The organism is Arcicella sp. GW458-12-2-14-TSB2 (assembly GCF_059423785.1).
The window spans coordinates 1-18510 of sequence record NZ_JBWKYN010000030.1; the positions used below are offsets into that span (position 1 = coordinate 1).

General features: G+C 37.3%; 11 protein-coding genes. 5 read left to right on the forward strand and 6 right to left on the reverse strand.

Translation table 11 applies throughout. From position 1 onward, the window contains the following. Positions 1 to 52: 52 nt before the first annotated feature. Both AC07XN_RS06510 and yidD read right to left on the reverse strand, forming a co-directional pair. Positions 53 to 2575 (reverse strand): M14 family metallopeptidase, encoded by a 2523-nt coding sequence (locus AC07XN_RS06510; protein WP_494742455.1) that lies wholly within the window; start codon positions 2573 to 2575, stop codon positions 53 to 55. Positions 2576 to 2636: 61 nt separating this feature from the next. Next, positions 2637 to 2888, reverse strand: a complete 252-nt coding sequence (gene yidD, locus AC07XN_RS06515) for a membrane protein insertion efficiency factor YidD (protein ID WP_309922796.1) — start codon at positions 2886 to 2888, stop codon at positions 2637 to 2639. Between the two features lie 287 nt (positions 2889 to 3175). On the opposite strand from yidD, the gene AC07XN_RS06520 reads away from it, so the two are divergent. Further along, a complete protein-coding gene (locus AC07XN_RS06520) occupies positions 3176 to 4528 on the forward strand; it encodes an FAD-binding protein (RefSeq protein WP_494742456.1) in 1353 nt (450 codons plus the stop codon). Positions 4529 to 4633: 105 nt separating this feature from the next. Continuing rightward, positions 4634 to 6154 (forward strand): DUF4394 domain-containing protein, encoded by a 1521-nt coding sequence (locus AC07XN_RS06525; RefSeq protein ID WP_494742457.1) that lies wholly within the window; start codon positions 4634 to 4636, stop codon positions 6152 to 6154. Positions 6155 to 6227: 73 nt separating this feature from the next. Here the strand turns inward: AC07XN_RS06525 and AC07XN_RS06530 are convergent, their stop codons facing one another. The 4 genes from AC07XN_RS06530 to AC07XN_RS06545 all read right to left on the reverse strand — a co-directional run bounded on the left by AC07XN_RS06530 (position 6228) and on the right by AC07XN_RS06545 (position 14019). Then, the gene (locus tag AC07XN_RS06530; protein WP_494742458.1) at positions 6228 to 6617 is read right to left on the reverse strand and encodes a DUF7793 family protein; all 390 of its coding nucleotides are present in this window, start codon (positions 6615 to 6617) and stop codon (positions 6228 to 6230) included. A gap of 95 nt (positions 6618 to 6712) precedes the next feature. Further along, positions 6713 to 9106, reverse strand: a complete 2394-nt coding sequence (locus AC07XN_RS06535) for an alpha-L-rhamnosidase-related protein (protein WP_494742459.1) — start codon at positions 9104 to 9106, stop codon at positions 6713 to 6715. 420 nt (positions 9107 to 9526) lie between these two features. Further along, the gene (locus AC07XN_RS06540) at positions 9527 to 10831 is read right to left on the reverse strand and encodes an amidohydrolase family protein (RefSeq protein ID WP_309922784.1); all 1305 of its coding nucleotides are present in this window, start codon (positions 10829 to 10831) and stop codon (positions 9527 to 9529) included. Positions 10832 to 10950: 119 nt separating this feature from the next. Beyond that, on the reverse strand, positions 10951 to 14019 hold the full coding sequence (locus AC07XN_RS06545; RefSeq protein WP_494742460.1) for an amidohydrolase family protein: 3069 nt from the start codon (positions 14017 to 14019) through the stop codon (positions 10951 to 10953). Positions 14020 to 14324: 305 nt separating this feature from the next. On the opposite strand from AC07XN_RS06545, the gene AC07XN_RS06550 reads away from it, so the two are divergent. The 3 genes from AC07XN_RS06550 to AC07XN_RS06560 all read left to right on the forward strand — a co-directional run bounded on the left by AC07XN_RS06550 (position 14325) and on the right by AC07XN_RS06560 (position 18490). Next, entirely contained in the window at positions 14325 to 14906 is a 582-nt protein-coding gene (locus tag AC07XN_RS06550; protein ID WP_309922781.1) for an RNA polymerase sigma factor, read from the forward strand. Between the two features lie 168 nt (positions 14907 to 15074). After that, positions 15075 to 15341, forward strand: a complete 267-nt coding sequence (locus tag AC07XN_RS06555) for a hypothetical protein (RefSeq protein WP_494742461.1) — start codon at positions 15075 to 15077, stop codon at positions 15339 to 15341. A gap of 47 nt (positions 15342 to 15388) precedes the next feature. After that, positions 15389 to 18490, forward strand: coding sequence for a SusC/RagA family TonB-linked outer membrane protein (locus AC07XN_RS06560; protein ID WP_494742462.1), 3102 nt, complete (start codon positions 15389 to 15391; stop codon positions 18488 to 18490). Positions 18491 to 18510 lie beyond the last annotated feature (20 nt).

Consider the following 18510-nt stretch of genomic DNA (forward strand, 5'->3'; position numbering starts at 1 on the left):
GCCTTTATCCGTCACGGATAAAGGCTTTTTTTATGAAATGAATTGAAGAAAATTAATTCCCTACAATAAATACAGCATTTCCAAACAATAATTTACCATTTTGCCAGAAACCTCTGAAAATAGGGTCATTAGCTAAGTAAACAATTTGTCCACGACCAAAATCTTGTGTCCCGAAAATCATTGAGTTTTTAAGCTTTTCTTGTGCTTTTACACCTACATAGCCCGCTATTAAATCTTTGGTTTTAGTGACACCCACGTTCCAACCATCAGTTAAATATTGGAAATCAGTTGTTTCTAACACCAAACTATAGTAGTTTTTGTCATATCCAAAAGCCAATGGATTGGTATTATCCATTGAAAGTTTGTAAATACTTCCCGGTGTTTCTTCTGAAACAGATTCTCTTTCAGCATTGGCATAAACCTTTAATTTAGCCGATTCGTTTTCTTTGTCTTTATCCTTTTTCTTATCCTCTTCTTTGTGTTTCAACTCAAAACCATCTTTGCCCGCTAAAGCATTCAATGCACCTTGTATCGCAATCAATTTACCACCAGCACGTATCCAGTCTTTTACTTTGCTTAAGTTTCTGTCATCCAAAATTTTATTGTATCGACCATCTGCTAAAATCAACACATCGTATTTAGATAAATCAACTGTTCCCAATGTGTTTTCACCAATAATTGTAGCAGGGTATTCAAGTTGTTTATCAAAGAAATGCCACGTGCCACCAAAACCAGTAGCAGAAACACCTTCACCTGAAACAATAGCCACTCTTGGTGGAGCTAAATACGATACATTATCTGACCCAAAATCTGAACCTTTAGTAGACATACCTGTAGATACCGAATAAAGATTTACTTGGAACTTATCAGCTTCAGCTCTTACAATTTTATCGAAAGAATCACCTAAGCGTTCGTTTCCCGTACGAGTAATTACTAAAGTACCTTCGTTATATGTTTGGTTTTCGATTTCAAAAGGCTTGGCTGCTGAACGAACTTTGATGCCTTTTTTCAATAAAGAAGCCAATAATTTCAATTCACTGAATGCTTGCCATTTTACAATATAAGCATACGGTTTTTCTATTTTTGACGTAGCAGGTACAAACTGAGGCTTGGGTGCTGGCGTAATTTTATCTTTTACTGCAAAGGCACTTAAACCATAAGCATACGGTAATGACCATGACGTAATGTCGTAAGTGACAGAATCTTCAACCATTGTTTTAGGTTCTAATAAAATCTTTAAGAACGTAGAACGAGGTTGGAATAAGTTAATCACAATATCATCGGGGTCGATGGCGAAACCTACATTTTTATCATCCTGATAGCTATAGCCAGCCGCTACAAGTGATTTTCCTGCAATACCATATTGGAAGTTCTCACGGTCTAAATAATTCAAGAACTCACGTGTTCTGCTCTCGTTTCCTTTCGTTTTAAATACAAATGATTTGTATTGACCTACTGGCGTTTTTTGAGCATTATCAAAGAACTTGATAAACTCAGTAACGGTTTTGTCTGCATTCGCTGAAATGGCTTCTAAACAAGAAAAAGAAGTACTTAAGTGGTGGTCGATTCTTTGTTTTAAAGTAAGGGTATCACCATCTCTTTTAGTAACCCCTAAGCCACCTCTACCGCCTCCGCCTTGTTCGTAAGTCATACCGAAGGCACCGTTATAAGTTGGGTAAGTATCGCCGTAAGAAGGATATAGCAAGTCAAAACGTTCTTTTGAGAAATACAACCATCCATTTTTATCAAAATCACGTTTGTTATAATCACCCAAAATCTTCTGGAATTCTCTTTGCCAGCTAGTAATATCTTCGTGATATGGTTTGGCAGAAGGTGAGAAATAATAAGGGTTTTCTACACCTTGCTCATGAAAGTCGGCATGAAGGTTTGGCATCCATTGACGGTATACAGCCATTCTTTCTTGCGATTCTTTTTGTGTTTGCCATGCCCAGTCACGGTTCAAATCAAATAAATAATGATTAAAACGTCCACCTGGCCAAGGTTCAGCATGTTCAATTGCAGCAGGATTTGGGTTATACACAGCACCTACCTTTTGATTATAAAAGTTTACATAACGGTCGTATCCATCAGGGTTAATGCTAGGGTCTAAAATCACAACAGTATTAGCCAAAATAGCTTTTGAACGCTCGTTAGTAGGGTTCATCAATTCGTATAAGGTAAATGGAGCAGTACTTGTTCCGCACGACTCATTACCATGTACGTTAAAACTCAGCCAAGCAATCGCAGGTTGTTTTTTAGTAGGCTTTCCTTCCAGTAAACCAATTGACTTTAGGTTATTGGTCCTGATTTCTTCTAATTGTGCGAAATTTTCAGTAGATGCTAAAATAGCAATCATCAATGGGCGACCTTCATTAGTTGAGCCATACTGAATCAATTTAACCTGATTAGGACTTTGGCGAGCTACATATTCGTAATAACTCACCACTTGATGATGTCTTAGAAAGCGTTCGCCTTTTTTAAAGTTTAGAAACTCTTCGGGAGACTGGAGCTTGCTTTGTGCTGATGCACAGATACTTAGTAGCAAAAATGCGTAAATTAATAGATTTTTGGGCATGATTTTGAGTTTTGATGAATAGATTCAAACCAAAAATAGAAATAAAAAACTTCCTAAAAAATCAATTGTCCTTTTTTTCACAACAAGATTTTTGTGGTACAGGGTCATAGCCACTACCGCCCCAAGGATGGCAAGAGGCAAAACGTTTCATACCTAAACGAAAGCCTTTTGAAAAACCCCAGATTTGAATGGCTTCAATCATGTATTGCGAACAAGTAGGAGTATAACGACAAGCATTCGGGAAAAAAGGAGAAATGAGTCCTTGATATATACGCACAAAAACAATAAGGATTTTACTAGGGATATTTGCCATTGGTTGGAATGTTTTCCCAAAGGTAAACATCCTTTTTCAAATGCTAAAAAAACAATATAACCTTAGCTTGATATAGCTGCTAAAACGCTCTAATAATATGCACAATTCAGATGGGTTTATGCTATTGTATGGTGTGTGTGTTGGATGACCTTGTATTAAAAGATTAGACTATCGTATAAGTATCACTAAAATGAGTAAAGTTTGATGTTTCGTTGTGTTTTAAAGGATGAAATATAAATTAGTTTTATATTGCTTTAATATCCAAAACATCTCAACTATTTATCCGTATGAAAAAAAGAACATTTTTAAAAACGTCGTCAATTATGGTAGGAGGAATCGTGCTTTCTCGCTTAGTAGCTTGTAAGTCAGCACCAAAAACGCACCTGAAAAACTGGGCTGAAAATTTAGAATACAGTGCCGAAAATGTCTATTATCCCAAAAATGTAGAAGAAGTACAGGAAATTGTAAAGAAGTGTGATAGTCTCAAAGCGTTAGGGTCGCGGGATTCTTTTAATACGATTGCTGATAGTAGCGAGAATCAGATTTCCTTAAAAGACTTCAATAAAGTAGTCTCATTAGATAAAAAAGCGAATACTGTTACGGTAGAAGGCGGTATAAAATATGGAGAATTAGCCCCTTATTTAGAAGAAAATGGTTATGCCTTACACAACTTGGCTTCCTTACCCCACATTTCAGTAGTGGGAGCTTGTGCAACCGCTACACATGGCTCTGGCGTAAAAAATGGAAACTTATCTACAGCCGTTACTGCCTTTGAATTTGTAAATGCCGAGGGAGAAATAATCAATCTTTCAAAAGAAAAAGATGGCGAAAAATTTAATGGTGCCGTAGTGGGGCTAGGGGCATTAGGGGTAGTTACTAAAATTACCTTGGCATTGCAACCGAGCTTTAAAATGAAGCAGGTAGTTTATAGAAACCTACCGATGAGTGCCTTAGAAAAGAACTTCGAGACCATCATGTCTAGTGGCTATAGTGTAAGCTTGTTTACCGACTGGAAGAATAAAAATATTAATGAAGTATGGGTAAAAAGTAAAGTAGAAGAAGGGGATACGACGGAAATTCCAGCAGCATTATTTGGCGCAAAATTAGCGACACAAAACCTACATCCGATAGAAGAAATTTCAGCAGAAAACTGCACCGAGCAATTAGGTGTAACTGGCGTATGGTATGAACGAATGCCACATTTTAAAATGGGTTTTACGCCAAGTGCAGGGAAAGAATTACAGTCGGAATACTTTGTTCCTATCGAACACGCTTATGAAGCCATGATGGCGATTGAAAAATTGCACGAGAAAGTTAGCCCGCATATTTTTATCTCAGAAATTCGCGCCATTCAGGCAGATGATTTATGGATGAGTCCATGTTACAATCAAACGTGTGTAGCCATACATACTACTTGGAAACAAGAAATAGATGTTGTAATGGGTCTGCTTCCACTTTTTGAAGAACAATTAGCACCTTTTAATGCCCGTCCACATTGGGCAAAACTCTTTACGATGGACGCAACGGTTTTACAAGGTCGAATTGGAAAGTTAAATGACTTTAAGGCTTTGGTAAAAAAATATGACCCCAAAGGAAAGTTTCAAAATGAGTTTTTGAAGAAAAATCTTTTTAACAGCTAATGTCGTAAAATGAAACTATAATTCATTTTTCTGAATTTTATCCAAACCAAGAATGCATAGTCTGCGTATATCTGCTAAAATTTCCACATAAAACTATTAGTAGATATGCACTCAAATAAATTTAGACTGTTACTGACAGCCTCCGCTTTTGCTTTGGGTTTCAGTATGTTTTCCTGTAAGGATGACAATGAAAACGTGCTAGCGGTTATTAAACCAGACCAGACGTTCTACGTATTAGCAGATGGTAAGCAATTGATGAAGGTAAATGCCATGAATTCAGAAACTGCTACTGCTACCACCACTATTTCAGGTTTGTTAGCGAGCGATGCTTTGGTATCCATAGATTTCCGCCCTGCTACGGGGGAATTGTATGGCGTAAGTACCATGAATAGAATTTACGTAATTAACCAAGAAACAGGGGCTGCCAGAGTAATAGGTACTACAGCACTAAACCCTGCTATTAATGGTACAACAGTGGGTTTAGACTTTAACCCAACAGTAGATAGAATCAGACTGGTAACCAATACAGGTCAAAATTTGCGTTTGCATCCAGAAACAGGGGCAGTTGCGGCTACTGACGGCAATATTAATGGCGGTGTTAGTCAAGTGATTGAATCTGTGGCTTATACTAATAATGTGGCTGGTGCCAGTAGTACGATTTTGTATGATATTGATTCAAAATCTGATAAATTATACAAACAAGACCCTCCTAATAATGGTACTTTAGTAGAAGTAGGTGCTTTAGGCATAGACATAAGTGCTTCGGCAGGTTTTGATATTAATCCAGCAGGAGATGTAGCCCTAACGGCTGTAATGGTTTCGGGTAAATGGGAACTTCATCAAGTAGATATTACAACAGGGAAATTAACAAAATTAGGCAATTTACCTGCTGGAAATATCACTGGTTTGGCTATTCCAACCTCACCAGTGGCTTATGCGGTGGATGAAAGTAATAATTTGATGGTCTTCAATTACATGAATATTGGTACACCCGTTTCAAAAGCAATTACGGGTTTGCAAACAGGCGAAAGTATTGTAGGATTAGATTTTCGTCCAGTTACAGGGCAATTATACGCTTTGGGTAGTACCAGTAGATTGTATGTATTAAATACTTCGTCGGGAGTTGCCACAGTAGTTGGTACAGCACCATTTGCTACTGCTTTAGCGGGAACATCCTTTGGCTTTGATTTTAATCCTACCGTAGATAGAATCCGTTGTATCAGTAATACAGGGCAAAACTTACGTTTACATCCAGAAACTGGAGCAATTGCAGCAGTAGATGGTGCTTTGAATCCGGGTACACCGTCTATAACAGCCTCTGCATATACCAATAATTTTGCAGGAGCTACCTCAACGGTTTTGTTTAATATTGATAATGTAACGGATAAATTATACAAACAAGACCCCCCAAATAATGGTACATTGGTAGAGGTAGGAGCATTGGGGATTAATGTTGAAACCGTGGGAGGATTTGATATTAGTAGTAGAGGAGGAATAGCTTATGCAGCCTTGAAGGTTGGTGATAAATCTTCTATTTACACCATAAATCTTACAACAGGAGCAGCTACAAAATTAGCAGATTTACCAAGCACAGTACGTGCCTTCACGGTAGGAACAGGTTTTTAATATTTGGTGTAGTTTATGATTATGCAAAACCCCAAGGGATTTCTTCTTGGGGTTTTTTGTGTTCATCAATTTATCACAGGTACTGTATCAACCATTCTCTAGCTTCTATATCATTTGAAAATGACTTCATCGGAATAGGAGGTTTCTTAAATTTGAAAAGAATATTCATGATAAATTGAGCCAACCCTGCCTTAGAAACCATCGCCATAGCTTTATAAACATTAGGCAATTGCTCAGTAGAAAACTGACGAGTAGCTTTATCAGGTATAGGCGAATCACACAGATAAATTAATAATGGAACAGTCTTATTATTCGTGATAGACTTCACCAAAGCAATATTATCTGTAATATTTTGAACCGTCCTTTTAATACTCTTTGAATACGAATACAAAATACCGTCGCTATCTAGATAATAGTCCGCGATTTCGCCTTTTATGAGGTCTGTGTTGGGAGGAGGAAGCATAATGTTATTTATCGAATTTAATCTTTATTGCCAATGTTCAACTTAGATTTCGCTTTGTCAACTTTTCAAAAGTTGACAAAGCTCTTAATTTTGTATCATTCCAAATCAACCATTTGTTTTCCCGCTACTAATGAAACTGTTTTTCCATTCCAAACAAATTTTCCCGAAAGGTTAGGAGGTAGGGTTACTTCCCCTTGAATACCTGTTTTGCCTTTACTGTTTAGCTTTACAGTAATGTCTCCATTAGGGTGTGGCATTTTGCCTGAGATGTTTTCTAAGGTTCCTAAAGAAGGTTGGATACGTACTTCTTCAAAGCCGGGGGCATCGGGCATGATTCCACAGATAGTCGCTAGAAAATCATAATTAGGCGATGCCGACCAAGCATGACAGTCGGAGCGAGTGGGGTCGGCTTGTTCTGCAAAAGTGCTTAACCCTATCTTAAGCATATCTCGCCAAGGCGTTAATGTACTATAATACAAAGAAGCATTTCCCGACTTTTTGAGGGCTTGTGTTAAATAAAAGCGGAAATAGAAAGTCGCTTGCGTTAAACTTGGGTCGTTTAAAATCTTGTCCATAATAGCCTTTTCATTGGCACGTGGCACAGCGTTGGCAAGGATAGCAAAGATATTTCCATGCTGACTAAAAGCCTTTTTATCAGGCGTATCAGCTACTTCATTTTTGGTAGCATCCCAACATTGCTCGTAGCTTGATTTCGAGAGTAAATCGGCCATTGTACGATAATAAATGGCTTTTTCTTTGTCTCCATAAGTATCAAAAATGGCAGCTGCTTGTCGTAAAGTATAAGCATACTGAAAACTGATGATAGATGAATTCCCATCCGTTGCCCCATCAGGAATACCACCAATATCCGAAACTGCATTCCATTTCCAAGGCTTAGCCCAATCTACAAACGACCACCAATTCATCGCTCCCAACATATTTTTTTGAGGGTCTATTTTCCTTTCATACCAACCCAATACTTTTTCTATATTGGGCAAAAGCGTTTTCATAAAGGCATCATCCTTGCGGTGCATCCAATAGTCATACGCCATAGATACCCAAAACAAAGAGAAAGTTGGAATGATTTGAGGCGTATTGCATGGGTAACGGCTTTGGGTTAAACCTTCGGATGTCATAGAATTATTGAAATCTGTCAGGGCTTTACGCATCAGACGGTCGTCGCCAGAAACATATAATGATATTAAGGCTTGGATTCTGGTATCGCCCGTATATTGCAATTGCTCATAATAAGGGCAATCGAAATAGCTTTCGCCTGCACACAAACGTGCCGTTTGCCAGCCTACTTTCCAGATGTCTTGCAGGCTTGGGTCATTGCTCGTAAAGTTGGCTTTTTCTTCAAAGGGATAGCCCGTTTTTAATCCATAAAAATCATCGATTGCTAAAGGCTGTTCTTTGGTGATAATCGTAATTTCTATATAACGATAGGTTCTAAACCAAAGAGGTTTGAAACTGCTTTTGCCTTGCCCGTCTGGATGAAAAATATCTTGGATACCAATAATTCTTTTGCCTTCAATCTCGTTTCTGTTTCCCTTTACCCATTTATCATCAATCAAAGCCTCCGCATACGTAAAACTAATATCAGCAGATTTACCTCCGCTCACAATTATTTCAGGATAGGCAACAGTTTCAAATGTTTGGTCTAATAAAATTGTCGTTTTGCTATTGGCAGGAATTGTTAATGAGCCTTTTCCTTTCAACCAATTATCATGCATGGTGATGGTTTTTGTACTCTCAAACCTCCGAATGGTATTGATATTTTGATGAATTTCCTCCATTTGTGGAATCGTTCGAGGTACTAAATACCATTCTGCTCCTGAACCTGTTCCCGAAATATAACCATGTTCTAAAGTTCTGGCTGTTAGCCACTGACTATCATCAAATAATGGTTTTCCCCAATTGTTTGGAAACTTTGTGGCATCCACTTCTTCGCCACAGCCTACTACAATATAAGTACGTAATTTTGAACCTTCTACAGGAATAGGTTTATAGGCCTGATTTTGCAATACCTTCCAAGTGTTATTAGTATTGGCAACACTTTCCAGTTCAGTATTCCCTTGGATGATAAAACCCGTTTTATTACTCATCTGTGCGGCAGGCATATATTCGCCAAAATTCCAGACGATGGCAGCAATGGTATTTTTGCCTTGCGTTAAGTATTGAGCAATATCAAAAGTCTCAAAATTCCAGTGCATTAAATCGCTTCGAGCAGGGCCAGTGCCAATAAAATGTCCATTGACAAAAAGTCGATAGCGGTTATCTCCAGAAACATTGATGATAAACTGTCTAGGCTTTTCTGTTAAATCGAAGTTTTTACGAAAATGATAGACTCCAAAATCTTTAAGACTGACGTGTTGCGGTGCTATCCAATTGGCCTGCCAACGATGATTTAACACCTTAAAACTTGCTTGTTGTGCTGAAAGTGGAAGGGTGAAAATTAAAGAGACGAGCAACGCTTGCAGTACTTTCATTGTTGTTTTTGATTGATTGTGGATAATGAAACTAAAATACAGATTTAGTCTAATATTCCTTGCCTGTTCCTACATGTTATGTTTAAATCATTTCCTACTTAGCTGGCTACATAAGTCCTATTGATTATATATATCCGCCTGATAATCTTAATTTTATCTCTAGCGAGGGAGTTAATTCCCTCGCTAGAGATAAGAATTGAAAGATAGCTTCGTGATGTTGGTGCCACGACGCTTGGTTTGAAGAATGATTTAACCTATTTGCAATGAGTGATAGAAAAAGCTTTTATCCCTCATAAAACCCCAGTTTCTTGAGGGATAGAAGAAAAAAATATTTCACAGTGCTAGTTGGAAGCCGATAGTATTTAAAAAATAAAGGCTCTTCCCGATAACAGAAAGAGCCTTTATTTCAATCAAAAAATACTACTTCGTACCATATTTCTCAGCATATTTTTTGTACAAACGTTTTTGTTTGTCATCCAAATCTACCTTGCGACCTTGGATGAATGCTTGTTCTACTTTCGCAGTACGCATATCCAATACATCTCCCGCAGATACGATTAAAGTAGCATGTTTGCCCACTTCTAAAGTACCCACCAATTTATCAATTCCTAAGATTTTTGCATTATTAGCCGTGATAAGCTTCAACGCATCTTCTTTGTCCATACCGTGTCCTGCTACTGTACCAGCCACGAAAGGTAAATTACGCGTTCTCCAGTTTAATCCGATGTATGCTAACCCTACTAAAACACCTTTTTGCTGTAATAAGTGAGGCAATTTATAAGGTAAATCAGTATCATCGTCTACTTTATTAGGCAAGCGGTGTGTCGTACCCACAATAACAGGCACGTTGTTTTCTTTCAAGAAATCAGCCGCTAACAATGATTCTTCACCACCGATAATGACGATTTTCTTAACACCTTTTGCTTTAGCAAACTGTACTGCTTCGATAATTTCCTTACCATAGTCAGCCGAAATGTATAGATTTTTTGAACCGTCAAAAAGACCCTTCATCGCTTCCATCTTTACATTGATTACCGCAGGATTTTTGATTTGTGCATAAGCAATCGCATCATCAAATGTTTTGTCTAATTCTCTCAACAATTCATCTCTTTTGTCGTTCTTTTTAGTCGTGGCTGTAAAAGTAGAAAAATCAAATTCACGTTTGAAATAGCCAATCCAGTTTACATGCACGCCATCATCTTTCTTCAAAACGGCATCTTCCCAGTTCCAACCGTCTAATTGCATAACAGAAGACATCCCTGTGATAATATCACCTTGTGGTGTTGCTTGTGTCAATAATACGCCGTTGCTTCTTACTGTAGGAATCAACTCTGAGTCTGTATTATAAGCAATCAAAGCACGAACGTGTGGATTGATTGGCCCAATTTCAGCTTGGTCATCTGTTGCTCTTACTGCCTCAATTTCAACCATTCCCAATTGGTTTGCTGGCGAAATTAATCCAGGATAAACGCTTTTGCCTGCTACATCGATTACTTCGGTGTTAGCTTTGTTAAAAGCCGTGTTAGCATCGCCAACAGCCGTAATGATACCTTTATCAAAAACGATTACACCGTTTTGAATTACTTTTCCCGCAGCAGTATGAATCGTTGCACCTGTCAGGGCGATAGCTTTGGTTTGGGGCGAGCCTGCAGCTTGGTTTTGGGCAAACATAGTATTTGCCAACAATAAGCACACTATGCTATATATGTATTTTATGTTTTTCATTGTCTGTTATTTTGAAAAAATGTTTTAAGTCACGTCTATAAGTTCATGAGTTTAAAGTTTATGAGTAAATGTTAAAAACAATTTTAATCACTCATTCACCACTCACTCAATCACAACTATTAATCATGGTCATGACCTTCAGCTTGCGAAACGCCTGTTTCTTTAAATGCACCAGTTTCTTCTGTTAAATCGCCTTCAGAATTACAAACGAATAATCTTGGTCTTCTCACTTCTGGTTTCACGGTAGGAGCACCCCCCGCTTTGGCGTTCAACATCTTCTGTGTAATACGATTGCGTTCAGCAGCAATTTTCAAACGCAATTCTTTGTCTTTTTCAAGGTCGAAATACGTAGCACCGTCGATGATTACTTTTTCTGGTTTGGCATATACCGAAAGTGGATTGTTGTTCCATAATACTACGTCAGCATCTTTCCCAACTTTGATACTTCCCAAACGGTTATCCAAATGCAACATCTTCGCAGGGTTCAACGTAACCATTTTCCAAGCTTGCTCTTCTGTCATACCGCCATACATTACTGTTTTGGCAGCTTCTTGGTTTAAACGACGAGCCATTTCTGCATCATCAGAATTGATTGAAGTATTCACCCCAACTTTAGTCATCAGTGCTGCATTAAATGGTATCGCTTCTTTTACTTCCATTTTATAAGCCCACCAGTCAGAGAACGTAGAAGCATTCGCACCATGTTCTTTCATTTTATCAGCCACTTTATAACCTTCCAAAATGTGGGTGAAAGTATTTACTTTAAAGCCTAATGAATCGGCTACTTTCATCAACATATTGATTTCAGATTGTACATACGAGTGACAAGTGATAAATCTTTTCTTGTTCAAAATCTCTACTAAAGCATCTAATTCTAAATCACGTTTAACAGGTGCAAGGCTAGGGTTAGCCGCCGCTGCTTTTGTTGCTTTTTCATATTCTTTTGCTCTTAAGAATGCATCCATCATGATTTGCTCAACGCCCATACGGGTTTGAGGGAAACGGATTCTAGCACGGTCGCCCCAGTTGGCTTGTTTTACGTTTTCACCTAAAGCGAACTTGATAAAACCATCAGCATTTGGAATCTTCAACGCATCTGGTGCTTCGCCCCACTTCAATTTGATGATTGCTGATTGTCCACCGATTGAGTTAGCAGAACCGTGTAGTAACTGAGAAGAAGTAACTCCACCCGCTAATTGACGATAAATGTTAATATCTTCTGAATTGATAACATCTTCCATTCTTACTTCCGCAGTAACGGATTGCGTTCCTTCGTTTACCGATAATAATGCAATGTGCGAGTGTTCGTCAAAAATACCGTTGGTTAAATGTTTACCCGTACCATCAATTACTTTTGCACCACTTTCCGAAAGGTTTTTGCCTACTTTCGCAATCTTACCATTTTGTAACAAAACGTCAGTATTAGTGATAATACCCTCTTTTTCGTTTGTCCAAACGGTTGCGTTTTTCACTAAAATAGTTTCCGCTTTTGGTTTGTCTTCTGTACCGTAGCTAGTGAAAGGATATGATAATTTTCCGATTACTGGAACTACTTTTTTGGCCGTATCAACTTTAGCAGGAGTTTCTTTGAATACTTCTTTGAAAGTAGCGGCAAATGCAATCGCCTGTCCGTTAGCATCTAATCCATCTCCTTTAAAATTCTTTCCATCAAAGTAAGTACTGATACGAGTATCGCCTTTATCTTTTTTAGGGTCTAGTTTGAAAGTCAACGTAAAGTTTTCGCCTGTTCTAATTACTTTAGGAGTCACTTTGATTGAATCTGTTACTACAATCTGAAAATCAGGCTTTTCTATTTTACCAGTTACATTCAACTTCATTCCACCTTTGTTGCCAACTGTCAAGTCGTAGTTCGCACGAACATCGATGATGTTCATATTTGAAACTACATAACGCTTTCCTTTTACCCAGTTTTCATAAATTACGTTGCCATCTTTAAAAAGATTATCAGAAGTAATCAAGAAGTTGGCCAGCATACCTGCTTTCAATGAACCCACTAAGTTGTCCACCTTCATCAATTGCGCAGGTGTTGAAGTAATGGCTGCTAAAGCTACTTTCTCATCTAGCCCATATTCAATGGCTTTGCGGAGGTTAGCGATAAAATCTGCTTTTGATTTTAAGTTAGACGAAGTGAAAATAAAATTTACACCTGCTTTTGATAAAAGACTAGCATTGGCAGGAGCCATCTCCCAGTGTTTCATTTCTGCTAACGAAACCACCGAAGCATCATAAGGGTCTTCTACATCTGGCGTAGTTGGGTAGTTTAATGGTAAAATCAAGGTAGCACCTGTTGCTTTTACTTCATCAAGACGTTGGTACTCGTCGCCCATTCCTTTAATGATATACTGTACACCAAATTCTTTAGCAATTTTATTAGCACGCAATATTCCTAATTTATCACCTACCTCAAATACTTGTGGAATGCCTTGATTGGCATTGAAAGCATCTAAAGAAATGTTAAACTCAACTTTGTTTTTTGATTTCTTAAACCAGTCTGCATCAAGATATGTTTGGCGAAGTAGTGCTACCGAACCCATCATTGAGTTGGGATAATCTTGGGTAGAAGTCCCCTTCGAGAAAGAATAATGGGCAGAAACTTTACTTTTCAATAAAGCATCTTGGTCACGACCGTCACCCAACGTAACCAATGCCGACGTTCCTCTTACGATTCCGTCCTGCACATGGCTAACCGCCGAGCCAAACCCCGCCTTACGTAGTTCGTCAGCAGCAGGAGCGTTGATTGTAAAAATACTGGCAGCATCTACTTCTGGTAAAACAGCTTGATTCCAGTTATAAGCACCTTTTTTCTTAGATTCAAACTGAGGATCAGCTCTAAAACCTCTTCCGCCTTCACTTTTAATTTCTGGTAATCCATAATTTGAATACGCCTCAACTAAAGAAGGATAAATTCTTTTTCCTTTCAGATCTGTCACGGTGGTTCCACTCGGAATAACGACTCCCTTGCCAACAGCTTCAATTACTGAACCACGAATTAATAAGGTTGCTCCCTCAATAGTAGTATTAGCGTCCACAACAATTGTTGCATTGGTGAAAGCAAAAAGGTTTAGCCTTTCGTCCTGCACACCGTTGCGAGGAGAGAATTGTGTTTGAGCATGAACTATTGACCCCAACAGTAATATGTTAATGAGGGTAATAAAAAGTTTTTTCATGTTTTGTTGATTTTTGTTTGTGATAAAATAATAAGCTCTAAAAATAGGCTCAAAATTAGAAATATCCTATTTCGCTTTTAGTTTTTCGCTTAAAGAATATTTTACAACGATTAATGAATTAGAAAAGTGATAATGATAAACGTATACCACAATAAAATTTAACGATTTCAATTTTTTTTAATAAAAGTTTTGCTGTAAACGTTTCCGTAAACGTTTACGGAAAAATATTCAAAAAAAACCTTGAAAAGTGATATTTATTTAATTTATCTTTAAGAGAAAATTATACAGATACTTTTATTTTATCTATGATAACTACAAAAAAACTAATCGACGAGGTTGCATTATGGAATGAATTTAGAGCAGGAGACCATGCTGCTTTTTCTTCAATTTATCATAACTATGTTAGTCTATTGTACAATTACAGTACAAGTATTACTGCAGATCGTGAATTAATTAAGGATTGCTTGCACGACTTATTTGTAGAATTGTGGAAAAATCATCGAAATTTAGGTGAAACAACTTCTATTCGTTATTACTTAATGGCTTCTATCAAAAGAAAATTGGTACGCCATTTGGAAACACAACAACGCCATTTCCAACATCAAGAAGCTTATTATCTTGAAAATCCAGATTTTATTACTTCTCATGAAAACCGTTTGGTTGCTTTTGAAGAAGAACAAACTTTTAGTGATACCCTTGCGGAATCATTCAAGTATTTGACCAAACGCCAGCGTGAAGCTATATCTTTGAAATTTTTTCATGATATGGATACCGACCAAATATCGAGTATGATGAGGATTAATCCGCAGTCTGTTTACAACCTTATTTTTGGTGCATTAAAAATTTTAAAAGAACATATTGCCATAGAAAGACTCGCTTTAGCATGATATAAATCTACTTTTTGTATGAAGAGCCAAAATCACTCGATTTTGGCTCTTTTTTTTGTGAAATATTAGATGTGTTCAATTTTTAAAAAAAATAGTAATAAACGAGTAGAAAACCGATTAAGCAAGCTTTTGCTCATAATACAAGTTTTACTTAAAATATTTATAAAATTGTTTGAGCAGCGATTTACAAAGTATAAAGATTTTATGTCTGAAGATTTTTTATCAGACACTTGCTTTATTGAATGGGTACAATCAGAAAATCATGAAGTCGGTGAAGAATTTTGGCAAGCATTTTTAGAACGTTATCCACAGAAGCAACAAGAAATCGAACTAGCAAAGTCAATCCTCAACCGAACGCATGATGAAAGTTTATCGAAAGATGAAGTAGCATCAATCTGGAATCGAATCAATTTAACCATTTCAATAATTAATTAAACAAATTTATTTTAATCACATTTTAAAAAAATCAAAAACACATGAGTATGAAATCTCTACTAAAATTAAAAAGTAATGTAGGTTGGGCAATTTGTTTATTGCTCCTAACTCATACATTTACTGGTTATGCTCAAGATCGAACAATCGCGGGTAAAATTACATCCTCTGAAGATAATCAGGGAATTCCAGGTGTAACGGTTGCTGTAAAAGGAACAAGTAAAGGAACAACCAGTGATGCTGCTGGTACATTCAAAATTGCTGTAGGTAATAAATCTGTTTTAGTGTTTTCTGCTGTAGGCTTTGTAACGCAAGAAATAGCTATTAATAATCGTACAGCACTTGATGTAGTACTTAAAGCAGATGTTCAATCATTACAAGAAGTAGTTGTAGTGGGTTATGGTACACAAAAGAAAAGTCAATTAACAGGTGCAATTGCTTCGGTATCGGCTAAGCAAATTACAGAAATGCCAATTACAAACCTTGGTCAAGCCATGCAAGGTAGAGTAGCTGGGGTTGACGTATCGCAATCTGGTAGTAAACCAGGTGCTGTACCTAATATTTTGATTCGTGGTCGTCGTTCATTCAACGCTGGTAACAACCCTTTGTATGTAGTAGACGGAATTCCAATGGCAGGCGATAGAAATGAATTAATGTCAAACAGACCATTTGACTTTTCATCAGGTGGATATGAAGACATCAACCCAAATGATGTAGCTTCTATGGAAGTACTTAAAGATGCATCGGCAGCAGCTATCTATGGTGCTAGAGGTGCCAATGGGGTAATTCTTGTTACTACTAAAAGAGGAAAAACGAAAGGTAAAACAACCATTAGTTATGATACCTATTATGGTGTATCAAAAGCCTTGGATAAAGTAAAGCTTTTTAGTGGGTCTGAATTCCAAGAGTTTGTACGTGAGGCATACCGTGCTACGGGTGGTTATAAAGATATTAATGGTAATCCTGTTCCTACGGGTACGTCTGATGCTTATGCTGACTCTAAAGTAGCGGTTTTGGGTGGAGACCCTGCCGTAGCTGAAGGTATAGCTCAGAATAGAAATACTGATTGGCAGTCGTTAGTACTACAAACAGGTATTCAACAAAACCATACGTTGGGTATTCAAGGCGGCAATGAAAAAACACAGTTTTATATTTCAGCAGGTTTCTTTCAAGACAAAGGGATTAACCCTGGGTTAGATTATACGCGTTATTCAATTAGATCTAACATAGACCACCAAATCAATAAAGCTATCAAGGTTGGTATTTCTACTTTTATGACAAACAGTGTGAGAAATGGTGCGAGTTTAAACCCTTATGGTGCAACCTTACAGCAAAACCCACTTGCTACTCCTTATAATGCAGACGGAAGTATTAAATTCTCGCCAACAAATGATGCCTTATTGACAAACCCATTGGCTGAGATTGTACCAGGTGCTCAGGTTGATGAAATTAAGAAATACCGTATTTTTAACAGTATTTATGCAGAGGCTACAATCTTGGATGGATTGAAATACAGAGTTAATTTTGGTCCTGATATGACTATTTCGAGAGCAGGTCGTTTTATTGGGTCAATGACAAATAATAACAAAGGAGGAAATGCTACTGCCTCTGAAAATACACAATTTGGGTTTAACTGGGTATTAGAGAACATTGTTACTTATAACAAAACATTCAATAAAGTACATAATTTGTCTGTTACGGCTTTACAGTCTATTCAGAAAGAAAATTTTGAATACAATACCTTAGCAGTGTCTGGCGTGCCAGCTGAAACACAACAGTTTTATAATCTTGGTAATGCAGGAACAGTTCAAGGCTATGGTAGTAATTTAATTCAATGGGCTATTAATTCGTTTATGGCTCGTATTAACTATGACTATAAAGATAAATACCTCATTACTGCAACAATCCGTCGTGATGGTTCAACTAAATTTGGGGTAAATACAAAATACGGTAATTTCCCTGGAGTTGCTTTAGGTTGGAATATCAGTAATGAACCATTCATGAAAGACTTAACCGTAATTGATTTATTGAAACTACGTGCAAGTATTGGATCAACTGGTAACCAAGGTGTTCAGCCTTATCAAACTCAAGGACAATTAGGACGTACTGCTTATGCTTGGGATGCTACACCAGCTTACGGATACCGTCCGAATACAATTGGTAACCCTGATTTGAAATGGGAAACTTCCACTTCTAAAAACATAGGTTTAGATTTCTCACTTTTAAGAGGTAGAGTATCTGGTTCATTAGAATTTTATCAAACAAATACTACTGATTTATTACTTTCAGATTATTTGCCGGGTTCTATTGGTTTTGCTTCGGTAACTCGTAACGTTGGAGAAACTCAAAACAGAGGTTTTGAAGCAGGCATCACTACTGTTAACGTAGATAAAGGTGGTTTTAAATGGACAACAGATTTTGTATTTACAAAGAATACAGAAAAGATTGTGTCATTGTATAACGGCGCAATTGATGATATTGGTAATAAATGGTTTATCGGTCAACCATTATCAGTAATTTACGATTACAAGAAACTAGGTATTTGGCAAACAAGCGAAGCAGACCAAGCTAAAGCAATGGGAAGCTCTGTTGGACAAATTAAAGTACAGGATACTAATAACGATGGAAAAATCAATGCTGATGATAGAGTAATCTTAGGGTCAGATATTCCAAACTGGAGTGGTGGTATTACAAACCGTTTTAGCTACAAAGGTTTTGATTTAAGTTTCTTTATTTATGCACGTCAGGGACAAATGATTGTGAGTGGTTTCCACCAAGATTTGAACCAACTAGCGGGTCGTTATGAACAAATGAAAGTTGATTATTGGACTCCAAACAACCCTACAAATGAGTTTCCACAACCAAAATCAAACCAAGAGTTCCCTGTAAATAATGGTGCTATTATTAATTTTGATGGTTCATTCGTAAAAGTACGTAATATCAACTTTGGTTATACCGTACCAACAAAAATTGCTCAGAAAATGGGACTAGAGTCTCTACGTCTTTTTACTAGTATTCAACAACCGTTCATTTGGTCATCATATCGTTCTAAATACAATGGTGTTGACCCTGAAACACAATCGGGAAAAGTTGAAAGAAACGTTACACCAGCTACTAGCGTAATGACATTTGGTTTGAATGTTAAATTTTAATTAGCCTTAAGCATTCAGCT